The organism is Allobranchiibius sp. GilTou73 (assembly GCF_021391335.1).
Lineage (GTDB): Bacteria > Actinomycetota > Actinomycetes > Actinomycetales > Dermatophilaceae > Allobranchiibius > Allobranchiibius huperziae.
The window spans coordinates 790,023-804,069 of the sequence record NZ_CP090051.1 but is presented as its reverse complement, the minus strand read 5'-3'; the positions used below and the strand labels follow the sequence as shown (position 1 = coordinate 804,069).

At 70.2% G+C, this 14,047-nt stretch carries 14 protein-coding genes; 10 read left to right on the top strand and 4 right to left on the bottom strand.

What is annotated here, in order from left to right; all coding sequences use genetic code 11:
- Positions 1-24: 24 nt before the first annotated feature.
- On the top strand, positions 25-1,020 hold the full coding sequence (locus tag LVQ62_RS03960) for a D-cysteine desulfhydrase (RefSeq protein WP_233765379.1): 996 nt from the start codon (positions 25-27) through the stop codon (positions 1,018-1,020).
- Between the two features lie 92 nt (positions 1,021-1,112).
- On the opposite strand, the gene LVQ62_RS03955 is transcribed toward LVQ62_RS03960, so the two are convergent.
- The 3 genes from LVQ62_RS03955 to LVQ62_RS03945 form a co-directional block, all read right to left on the bottom strand.
- Positions 1,113-1,979, bottom strand: a complete 867-nt coding sequence (locus LVQ62_RS03955; RefSeq protein WP_233765377.1) for a glycosyltransferase — start codon at positions 1,977-1,979, stop codon at positions 1,113-1,115.
- A gap of 247 nt (positions 1,980-2,226) precedes the next feature.
- The gene (locus LVQ62_RS03950) at positions 2,227-2,916 is read right to left on the bottom strand and encodes a hypothetical protein (RefSeq protein WP_233765375.1); all 690 of its coding nucleotides are present in this window, start codon (positions 2,914-2,916) and stop codon (positions 2,227-2,229) included.
- An 86-nt stretch (positions 2,917-3,002) separates the two neighbouring features.
- Positions 3,003-4,169, bottom strand: a complete 1,167-nt coding sequence (locus LVQ62_RS03945; protein WP_233765372.1) for a glycosyltransferase family 4 protein — start codon at positions 4,167-4,169, stop codon at positions 3,003-3,005.
- A gap of 49 nt (positions 4,170-4,218) precedes the next feature.
- Between LVQ62_RS03945 and LVQ62_RS03940 the strand changes: the two genes are divergently transcribed.
- Positions 4,219-5,379 carry an acyltransferase gene (locus LVQ62_RS03940; RefSeq protein WP_233765370.1) on the top strand — a complete coding sequence of 387 codons (1,161 nt, stop codon included), beginning with the start codon at positions 4,219-4,221 and terminating at the stop codon, positions 5,377-5,379.
- On the opposite strand, the gene LVQ62_RS03935 is transcribed toward LVQ62_RS03940, so the two are convergent.
- Positions 5,300-6,430: a glycosyltransferase gene (locus LVQ62_RS03935; RefSeq protein WP_233765360.1), complete on the bottom strand. Its 1,131-nt coding sequence runs from the start codon at positions 6,428-6,430 to the stop codon at positions 5,300-5,302. The two genes, LVQ62_RS03940 and LVQ62_RS03935, sit on opposite strands and share 80 nt — an antisense overlap.
- 96 nt (positions 6,431-6,526) lie before the next feature.
- On the opposite strand from LVQ62_RS03935, the gene LVQ62_RS03930 reads away from it, so the two are divergent.
- The 8 genes from LVQ62_RS03930 to LVQ62_RS03895 are packed head-to-tail and all read left to right on the top strand — an operon-like array spanning position 6,527 to position 14,024.
- A complete protein-coding gene (locus LVQ62_RS03930) occupies positions 6,527-7,492 on the top strand; it encodes an acyltransferase family protein (RefSeq protein ID WP_233765358.1) in 966 nt (321 codons plus the stop codon).
- On the top strand, positions 7,447-7,617 hold the full coding sequence (locus LVQ62_RS03925; RefSeq protein ID WP_233765356.1) for a hypothetical protein: 171 nt from the start codon (positions 7,447-7,449) through the stop codon (positions 7,615-7,617). The genes LVQ62_RS03930 and LVQ62_RS03925 overlap by 46 nt, the downstream gene beginning before the upstream one ends.
- Complete coding sequence (locus tag LVQ62_RS03920; RefSeq protein WP_233765354.1) at positions 7,614-9,239, top strand: glycosyltransferase family 39 protein; 1,626 nt, start codon at positions 7,614-7,616, stop codon at positions 9,237-9,239. The genes LVQ62_RS03925 and LVQ62_RS03920 overlap by 4 nt, the downstream gene beginning before the upstream one ends.
- A 54-nt stretch (positions 9,240-9,293) precedes the next feature.
- Positions 9,294-10,340: a GDP-mannose 4,6-dehydratase gene (gene gmd / locus LVQ62_RS03915; RefSeq protein ID WP_233765352.1), complete on the top strand. Its 1,047-nt coding sequence runs from the start codon at positions 9,294-9,296 to the stop codon at positions 10,338-10,340.
- Positions 10,341-10,363: 23 nt separating this feature from the next.
- Positions 10,364-11,326 (top strand): NAD-dependent epimerase/dehydratase family protein, encoded by a 963-nt coding sequence (locus LVQ62_RS03910; protein ID WP_233765350.1) that lies wholly within the window; start codon positions 10,364-10,366, stop codon positions 11,324-11,326.
- Between the two features lies 1 nt (position 11,327).
- Positions 11,328-12,203: an alpha-1,2-fucosyltransferase gene (locus LVQ62_RS03905; RefSeq protein WP_233765341.1), complete on the top strand. Its 876-nt coding sequence runs from the start codon at positions 11,328-11,330 to the stop codon at positions 12,201-12,203.
- A complete protein-coding gene (locus LVQ62_RS03900; protein ID WP_233765339.1) occupies positions 12,200-12,946 on the top strand; it encodes a hypothetical protein in 747 nt (248 codons plus the stop codon). Before LVQ62_RS03905 ends, LVQ62_RS03900 begins: the two co-directional genes overlap by 4 nt.
- Position 12,947: 1 nt before the next feature.
- The gene (locus LVQ62_RS03895; RefSeq protein WP_233765331.1) at positions 12,948-14,024 is read left to right on the top strand and encodes a glycosyltransferase family 4 protein; all 1,077 of its coding nucleotides are present in this window, start codon (positions 12,948-12,950) and stop codon (positions 14,022-14,024) included.
- Positions 14,025-14,047 lie beyond the last annotated feature (23 nt).

Here is a 14,047-nt window from a genome sequence, read left to right as displayed (position 1 = left end):
CATTCATCGACTACCCATGAGTGCGTGGTTCAACTGACGCGGTTCGCCCGCAGACAACTCGGACACTTCCCTACTCCGCTCGAACCGCTGCCGCGGTTGAGCAGCCTGCTGCGTGAGCAGCACGCCCAGGTCCCGGACCTGTGGATCAAGCGCGACGACTGCACCGGCCTTGCCACCGGCGGCAACAAGACCCGCAAGCTGGAATTCCTGGTCGGCGATGCCCTGGCACAGGGAGCGGACACGCTGATCACCCAGGGCGCGACCCAGTCCAACCACGCACGTCAGACCGCTGCCGCCGCTGCCGTGACGGGCTTGGACTGCAAGATCCTGCTCGAGCAGCGCCAGGTCCGCGACGACGAATACGAGCAGTCCGGGAACGTGCTGCTCGATGAGCTGTTGGGCGCCGAGATCGTGCAGCGACTGCCCGCCGGCAGCGACATGCAGGGCGCCATGGAGTCACTGGCCGAGGAGCTGCGGGCCATCGGGAAGCGGCCGTACGTCATCCCCGGCGGTGGTTCGAACCCGATCGGTGCACTCGGGTACGTCGACTGCGCACTAGAACTGGACGCGGCCCCGGTCGCGGTCGACTGGGTGGTGCACGGCACGGGGAGCACCGGCACGCAGGCGGGGCTGGTCGCCGGGTTCGCCGCGATCAACAGTGCCGCGCGGGTGCTCGGCGTCAGCGTGCGCCAGCCGGAGCAGCGTCAGATCGACGCGGTGTACGGGCTGGCCGAGCGCACGGCCGAGCTGATCGGCACCACCGTGGACCGGGAGGACGTGCTGGTCGACGACCGGTGGGTCGGCGGAGGGTACGGCGTGCCGACCGACGAGATGGTCGAGGCGACAAGGCTGCTCGCGTCGACCGAAGGCATCCTGCTGGACCCGGTCTACTCCGGGAAGGGCTTCGCGGGACTGCTGGGCGGGATCGCAGAGGGCAGGTTCGACGAGACTGACACGGTCGTCTTCCTGCACACGGGAGGCAGCGTGGGTCTCTTCGGCTACCGCTCGACGTTCCAGTGAGCGAACTGGGCGGCGGCCGGCTCTGACCGTGGCGCAGGTGTGTCCGAGGGATACAGGTCTACCTGTGTCTCTCGGCCTTCAGTGCGTCAGGGTCAGTGGCGGCGGAGGCGGCGGGCCGTGGCGGCGACGCGACGGACCGCGCCGTACGCGCGGGGGTGGCCCTCGATCAGCGCGTCGACCTTGCCGTAGCGCAGCGACCAGTGCGCAAGTCGCGCACGCTCGGCGTACCGCTCGGTGAAGTACTCCTCCAGGTGCTCCAGGTAGAACCCGCTGTTGTTGCGGAAGATCTCCGCGTAGATGCGCGCCAGCTTGTCGTGGGTCATCGTGTGGTTCATCGACGTGGCCCGGATGCGGTAGATGCTGTAGAGCTCGTCCAGCTTCACGACGGTGCGGCCGGTGCTCACGATGCGGATCCAGAACTCGTGGTCCTCGCGCCCGTCGCGCAGCTTCTCGTCGTAGCCGCCCAGTGTCTCCCAGTCGGCACGGCGGAACCACGACAGCTGGTGGATCATGTTGTGATTCAACAGTTTCCCGATGGAGAAGTCGTCGTAGCCGACCTCGCCCTCTGCGTCGCCGAAGCGCAGCACCCGCGCGTGCACGATGCCGACCTGGGGGTCGGCCTCGAAGACCTCGACGGCGGCGCGTGCGTAATCCGGGTGGATCTTGTCGTCCGCGTCGAGGGGAAAGACGTATGCGCCCCGCGCGGCCGCGATCGCGGCGTTGCGGGCGGCGGCCAGGCCGGCGTTCTCCTGGCGGACCACCCGCACGTCGTCGCCCAGCTCCGAGAGGACCTGCAGCGTCAGCGGATCGGTCGAGCCGTCGTCGCACACGATGATCTCCACGGACGGGTAGCCCACCGCGCGCGCCGACTCCAGGGTCTCCGGCAGCGTGTCACCGGCGTTGAAGCACGGGACGATGATGCTCACCAGGGGCAGCGTGCGCTCGGGGGTCGTGGCCATGAGGATGAGGGTCGCATGGAGAGGCGGTCCACTCGCTGCTCCCGCTGTGGGAACCGCTGGTGGCGGACGGAGGCTGGCGGCTCGCGGAGGTGCCGTCGGTGCCCGGTCTCCAGCGAGCTCTGAAGTACCTGGGACTCGTGAACTCGATCATGATGGTCGAGTAAACCGCCCCTCGGCCGGGGCGGGCCGGACCTGCGTGGTCTTCGCCGAGGTGAGGCCCCCGCACTCTTCTCGCGCCAGTTGGTCCTCAGCCCGTCTGACTGTCGTACCGCCACCAGTCGAAGAGTGGAAACAGGGCTGCGGTCTCGCAGTCACCCCGTCCGTCGTGCAGCTGTTGGTCGTGGTTCGTCGGCATGAAGTATGTGATGCCGTACCGCAGTTGACCTCCGACGTCGTGACACGTTTCCGTCGGTCCGGGTGAAACCGTCGTGCTGTTGCGCAACTGTTGGTAGCTCCACTGGAACGCGGCCTCACATTGACGCATCGACCAGTAGCGCGTGGTCGTGTGGTCTGCATCGAACCAATTCTCCGCATCGGGCAGCCGCTTCCAACCGGATTCATTCCGGGTCTGGTCGACCGTCTGGATGTATGCATCGGTACCAGTGATCGTGCGTCCGGGCGGTGCGGTGTAGACCGCAAAGTAGGTCCACTTCCCGCCGGCCAGCGGGAAGCTGGAGACGGAGTCCTGCTCGCTGGCCGGATCGGTGTACAACGCTAGAGAAGTCCTGTGGATCCCCTGCGCCTTCCCATTGGAAATCTGGACCTGCGCCCACGATGCGTGCGGAGCGCACTGCGCTTTCGATGAGAACAAAGCCTGACGCGATCCGCCGTGGAGGTAGATCTGATCGGCCGTAGTGGCCGCGTGTGCCCCCGTGGTCATTCCCATCGCGGCCGCAACAGACACCACGACCGACCATCCGAGCGACGACCAGCGCATATTCAAGTTCTCCTGAGATCCCCGAGGTGGGCCGTGCCGCGCATGATGTGCTCAGCCCTTGTCCACGCCGTGGAACGGCATCGCGCTCACTCGTTCCGCGTGTCCCTTGTCGAGAGACGAGCACGGCGAATACTGCGGTCATCCGGATTACCCGACAGATGCTGGTCGCAGGCGTGTCCAGACAGCTCCAGCAACCGGGTCGCCCACACGTCCCAGTTCAGCAGTGCCTCGTGGTGGGCGCGGGCACCGGCGCTCAGGGAGCGCCACCGGTCACCGTCGGCGAGACTCGCGATGGCGCCGACCGCGTCGGCCACACACGGCTCACCCGGCCGCACCAGCAGCCCGGTCTCGCCATCGCGCACGATCGTGGACACTCCGCCGACATCCGTGGCGATGACCGGCAGTCCGTACGCCGCCGCGTCGGTGAGCGTCATCCCGGCGGTGTTCGCGGTCGCCAGCTCGAGCAGCACGTCGTGCTGCAGGTAGAGGTCGGGCAGCGTGTGCCGCGGCACCCGGCCGCGCGCGTCCACCCAGTCCGGCAGCGGCGGCAGGTTGCCGACCGCCGTCAGCGAGACCCGATGACCGGCGGCCCGGGCCTGCTGGACGGCCGCGAGCGCTGCCGGACCGCCCTTGCGTGCCCAGTCGCTGGCGACTAGCAGCAGGGACAGCTCGTCGTGCGGCTCCCTGGGCGCCAGCGTCCGGGGCTGCACGGACGGGCCGAACGGCACGGTGTGCGCGCGGTCGGCGGCCACCCCCTCGCGTAGCAGCGCCCGCACGGCCCAGTCGGTCATCATCGCGAAGCTGTGCGTCGCGCGCCGCGCATCGCGGTCGACGCGCAGCGCCTGGCGCACAGCGAGCGGGTGCAGCTGGTCCACGATCGGGTAGAAGCCGAGGAGCGCGGCGAACGTCGTGTCGCCCACCTGGATGACCGGCTGGGGCAGCCGCGCGTAGACGATGTCGGTGGACGCGGCCACGGCGACCACGAGGTCGGCCCCGGTGGCCGCCACCCGCTCGGCGACGATACGGCCGCGACGCCGGCTGCTCAGCACCGCGTGGTGCGGCGAGTAGGTGCGCTCGGTCAGTCGGCCGATGCCGCGCTCCAACAGCCGGTCGGCGGGCGCGAGAGGAATGTCGCCGGTCCATACCGGGGTCACGGATGCGTGCCGGGACAGCGCGGCGTACATCGGCGCGATCGTGCCCGACCAGGCGTCCGCGTCGGTGACATCCCAGGGGCTGACGAACGCGATTCTCACCGGGTCATGGTGGCACGTTCGCAGGCCGCGAAACCGTAGGCTGCGCCCCGTGACGACGGCGCTGGCGGACCCCATCCGGGGCCGGGACAACGCGCTCAACTTCCTGCGACTGCTGCTCGCGACCGCGGTGATCATCGACCACAGCTTCCCGATCTCCGGCCTGTCCGGGCCCCGGCACGGTCCGCTCAGCGACGTCGCAGTCAACGGGTTCTTTGTGCTCTCCGGTTATCTGATCGCGGGCAGCCGGGTGCGGATGTCGGGCCCGCGCTACGCGTGGCACCGCGCGCTGCGGATCCTGCCGGGCTTCTGGGTGTGCCTGCTGGTGACCGGCCTGGTGATCGCGCCGCTGTCGACGCTGCACTCCCACCAGCCCTGGGATCTGCGGCTCGGGCTCGGCTACTTCACCCACAACTTCACGCTCGTCTCGATGCATGACTCGATCGGCTCGACCCTCGCGCACGTCAACGAGCAGGCGTGGAACGGCTCGCTCTGGACGCTGTTCCACGAGTCCCTGGCCTACGTCGCGGCGGGCCTGCTGCTCTGGCCGCGCTTCGTGCGCCGGCACGCCGTACCGATCCTGATCGCCGTTGCGGTGCTCGCGGTGGTCGCCGTCTACCTCGCCAACGGACCGGCGTTCCTGACCACGAACCGCTACCGCGACACACTGCGGCTCGCGTGCTTCTTCACGGCCGGGATGGCGATGTGGGCCCTGCGCGAGCGGATTCCGTCCTCCCGGTGGCTGGCGCTCGCGTCGGCGGCGGTCTTCGTGCCGCTCTACCTGGCCGCGGTCTTCGACGACACCCCGCAGTTGCATGCGGCCACCTTCACCCCCGTCGCGATCATCTGGACCTACGTCGTCACGCCGTTCCCCCTGGCATACCTGCTGTTGTGGCTCGGCGGAGTGCTCCCGGTGCGGCTCGGAGTCCGCAACGACATCTCCTACGGGATGTACATCTACGCGTTCCCGTTGCAGCAGCTGCTCGCCGTCCTCGGTGCGCAGCGACTCGGGCTGGCGGCGTTCATCGTGCTGTCGATCGTGGTCACGATCCCGATGGCCTGGCTGTCCTGGCACCTGGTCGAGAAGCGCGCGCTGCGCCTGAAGGACCTCGGGCGGCCGCGAGGGCGGCACGTCATACGACCGTCTGAGCCACTCCCAACAGATGCTGCACCCGGCGGGCGAACTCCGTCTCGAACGGATGCCCGCGCATGAACTCGATGCCCTGACCGGCTGCCGCCGCAACCTCCTCCGGGTGGTCGGCGAGGTAGGACGCCCGCTCGGCGAGCGCGGCGCCGTCGCCCGTCGGCACGGTCCAGCCGGCGCCGGTCTCGCGGACGAGCGCGGCGAGCGCCACGTTGTCGAACCCCAGCACCGGCACCCCCAGCCCCGCCGACTCCAGGTAGGTGCCCGACGGGTCGCCGAGCAGGTGCGGCAGCACCATGATGTCGACCTCGTCGCGCACCTGCGGCACCCAGGTGTCGTCGAAGTCCACGTCGCCCGCGAACCGCACGCCCGGCACCGCCCGCGCCCGCAACGCCTCGGTGAGCGGGCCGCGTCCGAAGAGAGTCGTGGTCGCCGCCACCCCGCGGCGATTCAGATCGGCCTGCAGGTTAAGGGCGAACTGCGGGCCCTTCTCCGGTGAGTGGCGGGCCGAACAGGCCAGCCGGAGGGGTCCTGGTTCTCGCGCTCGCGGGGCCGCCGGGATCTGGTCGGCACGCAGCCGGGTGTCGAAGAACAGCAACGGGTCCCGCGAGTCGCGGGCATAGGTGTCGAACGCGGCCCAGCCGTTGCACTGCAGCCCGGCCGATCGGCGTACGAGCGCCCGCTCGGCTCGCGCCACCCGCACCGCGCCCAGCCGGATGCGGGCCGCGGCAATGCGTGAGCCGGCCGCTCGCACGAGGTAGTCGGTGCGCGCCGACACCGGCACTTCGCTCACCAGCACCACCGGTGCGGGCTGGCCCGAGAGCCATTCCCGCCCCGGCTCCAGGCTCGCGAGGACGACGTCGGGTGCCAGCCGGGCCAGCTCGGTCGGGGCGTCATCGGTCAGCAGCAGGTCGCAGGGCAGTTGCGACGGCGTGCTCCACACCGACCCCAGGTTGTGCGGCCCGGCACCGTCGTCCGGCTCACCGCGGGTGAGGAGGGTGATGCGGCCCGGCCAGTGGGCGGCGTACGCCCGCAGACCAGCGATCAGCTTGACCGGCAGCAGCAGGCCGCCGTCCGCGCGCACCGGCCACCCGCCGTTCGGCACGATCACCAGGTGCATCTCGTCCTCGGGGCTCGTCGTGTCGGACCGGGCGCCCCATTGTCACCCGTTGCTTAACACCGTCGCCGTCTCGCCACGCCCGTATAGTCCGGGCACGTGGCACGTCTCGCAGACCCGCTGCGCGGTCGGGACAATGCGCTGAACTTCCTTCGCCTCCTGCTCGCGATCGCGGTCATCGTCGACCACAGCGTCCCGCTCTCCGGGCTGTCCAGTCCGCGCCGCGGGCCGCTCAGCGACGTGGCCGTCGACGGGTTCTTCGTGCTGTCGGGATATCTGGTGAGCGGCAGCAGGGTGCGGATGTCCGCCCCGCGCTACACCTGGCACCGCGCGCTGCGGATCCTGCCCGGCCTCTGGGTGTGCCTGCTGGTGACCGGTCTGGTGATCGCACCCCTCGCGACATTGCGCACCCACGAGCAGTGGAGTGTCGAGCTCGCGCTGCGATACGTCGCCCAGAACGCCACGCTCTACTCGATGCCCGACACGATGGGCCACACGCTCGCTCACGTACCGCTGCCCAGCGCATGGAACGGCTCGCTGTGGACGCTCTGGTACGAGTCACTCGGTTACCTGGCGGCGGGTCTGCTGCTGTGGCCCTCGTTCGTACGCCGCCACGCGGCGCCGATCCTGGTGACCGTCGCGGTCGCGGCCGCGCTCGTCGTCTACCTCGCGCACGGCCCGCTCTTCGTCACCACCAACCACTATCGAGAGGCTCCCACCCGGCTCGCGTGCTTCTTCGCGGCCGGGATGGCCCTGTGGGCCCTGCGTGACCGTCTGCCGTCGTCGGGCCGGCTCGCCTTGGCGGCGCTCGCGATCGGCGTACCCCTCTATATCGCCGGCGCGCTCGACACCGGCCCGCACCCGCATGTGGCCACGTGGATGCCCGGCGGCCTGACCTGGATGTACGTGCTGCTGCCGCTCCCCTGGGTTACCTGCTGCTGTGGCTCGGCGGGGTGCTGCCGGTGCGGCTCGGTGTCCGCAACGACATCTCCTACGGGGTCTACATCTACGCGTGGCCGATGCAGCAGCTGCTCGCGGTGTTCGGTGGCCAGCGGCTGGGGCTGACCGCGTTCACCCTGCTGGCCGTCGCGGTGACGGTGCCGACGGCGTGGCTGTCGTGGACGCTGGTGGAGAAACGCATGCTGCGGTTGAAGGACCTCGGCCGTACGCCGGCGCCGGTCGCGGCATGAGTGACCCGGTCGCTCCGGCGAACCGGCACAGGGGCGAGCCGGTCTCGCGTCCCGCCGGCCGGGCGGAGCGGGCGGCGACCTGGCTGCAGCGAGCCATCGGCGCCGGGCTGTGCCTGCTGGTGCTCGGCATCCTCGTGCACCCGCAGCTGCCGAACAACGGCTACGACCGGTGGGTGGTGACCCTCGCGACCCTGCTGGTCGCTGCTGCCGCGTGGTTCGTGCCCCGTCGGCTGCGACCGGTGGGGACGTCCTGGAGTCCTCGCCGGTGGATGTGGGTCGGTGCGGGCACCTGGTGCGCGGGCGGGGTGCTCGCGCTGTACGAGGCGTATTTCAGCGGCTACCACGTGTCCTGGGACGCCGGGGTCGTCAAACAGGCCGCCCTGCTGCCGCGCACCCAGTTCACCCCGTTCCTGGTGGAGTACTTCTCGCGCTATCCCAACAACGCGGTGCTGATGGCCGTCGACCGGCTCGTGTGGCACGTGCAGCACGCCACCGGGGTGGGGTTCGACGCGTCGTACGCCCTGCTCAACGCGGCCCTCTTCATGATCGCCTCCGGACTGCTCTATCTGACCGTGCGCGTCGTACGCGGTGCGGCGTGGGCCGTGGTCGCGCTGCTGCTGATGGACTTCCTGATCGGCGTATCGGCGTGGATGAGCGTCCCGTACACCGATCTGCTGGCCCTCTGGACGCCGATCGGTGCGGTGCTGCTGCTCATCGCCACGCTCCGGTCGAGCGGCTGGCGCGGCCCGGTCCTCGCGGCGCTCGCGGGCATCGCACTGGGCATCGGCTACCAGGTGAAGGTGACGCCGGTGGTCGGTCTGGTTGCGTTCGCGATCACCGCGCTGTTCGCCGTGGCGCGCCGGGGCCGGGTTGGCCGGGTGGTGCTGCTCGGGTCGGTCGCTGCCGCCGTCCTCGCCTTCTTCGCGGCCTCATCGCTCACCTCGACGGTGTCGGGACGGTTGAGCGGCACCGAGCCGCTGACCTCCGGTCACGCCGCCTCGCCGATGGTCTACGTGGCGCAGGGGCTGCGCGTGCAGTACATCCCCGACGACCGGGTCGATATGATCGGCGGGTACGACGGCGCCATCGACCGCGGCACCTACGACATGACCGGCGACCAGCAGGCGAGGGTCGCGCGGTTGGCCATCTCTCGGCGGCTGCGGGAGCTTGGTCCCGGCGGGCTGGTGCGTTTCGAGGCGAACAAGATGGCGTTCAACTGGGGCGACGGCATGTTCTGGGCGCACGGCGAGGGGCACGACATGAGCCAGCCCCCGACGCGCACCGGAGCTGCCGCCCGTCCGGCGGTGGCCTGGAGCTTCCCGGGACACGGGCTCTACCGCCTGCACGTGGACCTGGCGAACACCGTGTGGTTCAGCCTCCTGCTGCTCACCGGGCTCGGCCTGCTCCGCAGCCGGTACTCCCCGGAGGTGCTGCTCCTCGCCCTCACCGTCGTGGGGATCGCTGTGTTCGTGCTGCTCTTCCAGGGCCGTTCGCGATATCTCATCGGGCACGTCCCGGTCCTGATCACCCTGGCGTGCGCGCTCGCTCCGCGCCGGACTGCCCCCTCGCCGACGGGAGAACGACGGATGCAGCACGCCCGTTCGTTCGTGGGGCGCCGTTAACATGGCGTCGCCGATCGGCTGGTCGGCGGCACGGGCGACGACAAGGGACACAACGTGACGAAGCGGGCCCTGATCCTCGGGATCACCGGGCAGGACGGGTCCTACCTCGCGGAGTTCCTGCTCGGCAAGGGGTACGAGGTGCACGGCATCATCCGCCGGGCCTCGACCTTCAACACCCACCGGATCGACCACCTCTACCAGGACCCGCACGAGGATGCGCCGCGGATGATCCTGCACTACGGCGAGCTGTCCGACGGGGTGCGGCTGCTGCGGCTGCTCTACGACATCCAGCCCGACGAGGTCTACAACCTCGCGGCCCAGTCGCACGTGCGGGTCAGCTTCGACGAACCGGTCTTCACCGGCGACGTCACCGGCCTGGGCGCCTCCCGCCTGCTCGAGGCAGTTCGTATGAGTGGGGTGCACTGCCGTTACTACCAGGCCTCCACCTCCGAGCTGTACGGCGCGACGCCGCCCCCGCAGGACGAGGACACCCCGTTCCACCCCCGCTCGCCGTACGGCGCGGCCAAGCTCTACGCGTACTGGATGACGCGCAACTACCGCGAGGCCTACGACATGTACGCCGTCAACGGCATCCTCTTCAACCACGAGTCGCCGCGCCGGGGCGAGACGTTCGTGACGCGCAAGATCACCCGGGCCGTCGCGCGGATCAAGGCGGGCACCGAGCACGAGGTCTACCTGGGCAACCTCGACGCGATCCGCGACTGGGGTTACGCACCGGAGTTCGTCGAGGGCATGTGGCGGATGCTGCAGGCCGACACCCCCGAGGACTACGTGCTGGCGACCGGGCAGCCCCGCAGCGTGCAGGAATTCGTGCAGAAGGCGTTCGAGCACGCCGGGCTGGACTGGCAGGATCACGTGCGGTTCGACGAGCGTTACCTGCGACCTTCCGAGGTCGACGCCCTGGTCGGTGACCCCGGCAAGGCCGAGCGCGAGCTCGGTTGGAAGGCGCGCGTGCACTCCGGCGAACTGGCTCGCATCATGGTCGACGCGGACATCGCAGCGCTGGCGCACGAGGGCGGCGCGTGGATCGACCAGGCGGTCGTGCCGCAGTGGCCGACGCTGCGGTCCGTGACTCCGTGAGCAGAACAGGCGATGGTGACGCTGTGACGTCCACTGTCACACAGACCGATCTGCGCGGAGCGCGCATCGTGGCCACCGGTGGACACGGCTTCCTGGGCGGACACGTCAGTGACGTGCTGCGCGAACGCGGCGCCGACGTCGTGGCACTCGGCTCGGCCGACTACGACCTGCGCGAACAGTCAGCCGTACGAGCCCTCTACGCCGACCTCGCGCCGGACCAGGTGGTGCACGTCGCCGCTGCGGTCGGCGGTATCGGTGCGAACGTCGCCAACCCCGGCCGCTTCCTTTACGAGAACGCGGTGATGGGTCTGATGCTGCTGGAGGAGGGTCGGCGCGTCGGACTGGGCAAGTTCGTGCTGGCGTCGACCACCTGCACCTACGCGACCGATGCTCCGCTGCCGCTGCGCGAGGATGACATCTGGTCGGGGCCGCCCGCCCCTGCAACGGGCGCGTACGGAATGGCCAAACGGCTGCTGCACGAGGCATGTGAGACCTATCACCGCCAGTACGACGTGGACTCCGCGGTGCTCGTGCTGTCCAACCTCTATGGCCCGCGTGACCACTTCGACGGGCAGGGCACTCATGTGCTCCCGGCGCTGATCCGGCGGTACGCCGACGCGGTCCGCGACGACACGGCGTACGTGACCAACTGGGGCAGTGGCCGCGCCACGCGGGAGTTCCTGCACGTGCGTGACGGGGCGCGGGCGGTGGCGCTGGCGTGCGAGACGCCGGTGGCTCCGGCGCCGATCAACATCGGCACGGGGATCGAGACCTCCATCGCGGAGCTCGCCGGACTGGTGCAGGACGCAGTCGGGTACACCGGCGAAGTGCGTTGGGACACCAGCAAACCCGAGGGCCAGCCGACGCGGTACAGCGACGTGACCCGTGCCCGCGAGCTGCTCGGCTTCAGCGCGCGGGTGCCGCTGGCGGACGGCGTACGGGAGACCGTCGACTGGTTCCTCGCTCAGCAACCCGCGGAGGTCTGAGATGGCGATCGCCCGCCCGGGCGACGGGATCCAGGGGGCTCTTCTCGGCCCGCTGAAGAGCAGGGCGTTCGGGCTGCTGCGCCGCGGCGACCGCGACGTCATGTGGACCATCCCCGGCCTGGGGCTCGGCAACTTCCTCTATCAGTGGCTGTGGGCGCACGCCGGCCAGCAGCAGGGGCTGGACCGTTGGGTGCTGGAGCAACCGGAGATGCGCGAGTGGTACGACGTGTTCCCCGGGGTGCGGGAGCGGCTCATCGTCCCGCGCTCGCAGGTGCGGATGACCGATCGGCGTACCGCCGGCAGCTACAGCGTCTTCGCCGACAACAGCCCGGGCGAGATCGACGCCTTCGCCCGCGACCTGCTGCTCACGGCGCCGGTCTTCGCCGACGCGCTGCCGCCGACGAGCGCTCCCGCCGACATCGTGCTGCACATCCGCCGCGGCAGCTACTACACCGATGAGTCGTTGCGGCGCTACTACGGGATGGATGTGCCCGGATACCTGCGGGTGGCGCTCGAGGGCAGCACGCGGCAGGACGGCCCGATCGAACGCATCACGGTGTTGTCCAACGACCAGGCGTGGTGTCGCGACCAGCTCGGCTGGCTGGGCGAATTCGCCGGCACCGTGCGCCACGGCGACCCCTCGGCCTCGGCGGCGGAGGACTTCCGTGATCTTGCGCTGGCGCGGCGCAGCGTGCTCGGCAACTCCACGTTCGCCTACTGGGCGGGGTACCTGTCCAACGTGATACACGGTGACAACCACGCCCAGGTGTGGGCGCCGCTCTTCCACATCCGCGAGCCGAAATGGCAGGCCGTGCAACTGGATCCGCGATGGAGCATCGTCGCGGACATCCCTGGCGGGTGGGAGGAGAAGGCGTGAACGTGCTGATCCTGCTCACCGCCGCGGTGACGCCGGACCCGGCGTTCCTCGCCGGCGATGCGTCGTTCTGGATGACCCTCGCGGACCCGCAGGTGCGCGCCGGGCAGTACCGCGCCGCGGTCGATCATTGGTCCGGCGTCGCGCACGCCGTCGGTGGGCGAGTGGCCGTGGTCGAGACCTCCGGCGCCGATCGGGGTGACGTGACCCGGCGCACCGACGTCGGGTACGTGTCGTACTCGCTGCCCGCAGGGCTGGCCTCCGGTGGCAAGGGCGCGATCGAGGCGGCGGCGATCGACCACGCGCTGGACACCCTCGATCCCGCGCCCGACACGGTGCTGGTCAAGGTGACCGGCAGGCTGCTCGTGGAGAACGCGGCACGGGTGATCGGCCCGGTCGGCGACGCCACGGTGCAGGTGCGGCGAAGTCTGGACCGCGCGTTCGCGGACACCCGATTCGTGGTGACGACGGTCGGAACTTGGCGCGAGCACCTGAGCGGGATGGGCGTGGAGGTCGACGACGACCGCGCCCGATGGCTGGAGCGGGTCGCCGCCCAGCGCCTGATCGTCGGGGAGTACGCCGGCACCCTCACGGTGCAGCGCTTCCCTGACCCGCCGCGGTTCGTGGGTGCGTCCGGCACGACGGGGGTGAGGTACGACGGGTGGCGCGCACGCGTCGTACCCCCTGTCGTCCAACGCAAGGCCGAAGGCGCGGTGCGCCGGCTGCTCGGCGGACGGTTGGTCTGAGATGGCGCGCAGGGCTCTGCTACTGAGCGGGGCGGACCTGGCCCGATGGCGCCGCGAACACGCCGCGGGTGATCGGCCGGCGGTGTTGCCGTACGGCGCGGAGGCGTTGGAGCACAACGGTTTTCGGGTCGACGGCGTGCAGTTGAGTGACTGGCGAGTGGCGACGAAGGCCCGCGACGTGGTCGAGCATCGACTCGGCATCCCCGTCGCGCGCACGGTCAAGGGTGCGGTCAAGGTGGCTCGCGCCGACCTGGTGATCGCGTCCCTGGAGCGCGAGGCGATCGCCATGTCCGCACTGCGGCGCGCGCACGTGCCGCCGTACCGACGGGCCCCGCTCGTCGCGCTGACCTGCTGGTTGGCCGACGACGCCCGCGGCGCCGACGAGGCGACTCGGGCACAGCTCCTTGCTCGCTTCGCGAACGTCGACGCGTTCGTCTACTGGAGCCGAAACCAGACACCGATCCTGCGCGAGCTCGGGATCGCCGAGCGCAAGCTGGTGCCCGTGGGTTTCTGCGCGGACACCGACTACTTCACGCCGGACCCGTCCGTCCCGCAGGACATCGATCTGCTGGCGGTCGGGCAGGACGGTGGGCGCGACTACGCGACGCTCTTCGACGCGGTACGCGGCACGGACCTGGTCGTCGACATCGTCTGCCCGGTGATTTACCTGCCGCCGGACATCCCACAGGAGAACGTGCGGCTGCACGGCGTCGTCGACAGCCGCGCGTACGCCGCCATGCTGCGTCGCGCGAAGGTGGTGGTCGTACCGACCCATGAGCGCGCGTACCCCACCGGGCAGAGCGTGGCGCTGGAGGCGAGCGCGACCGGCGCCTGCGTGGTCGTGACCGGCTCGACCCCGCTGCGTGAGTACTTCACCCACGAGCAGGACGCACTGCTGGTGGACGTGCACGATCCCGCCGACCTGCGGGCCCGGCTGCGGCAGGCGCTCGGCGACGAGGCGCTCCGCCGACGGGTGGGCGCGGGCGCCAGGGCGAACGTCACCGGCCGCTTCACCGCCGACATCATGTGGCGCGACATCCTGACCGCGCTGCGCGACCGCGACCTCCTGGCCGCCTGAACCCGCGCTCCGTGCATGCGGGG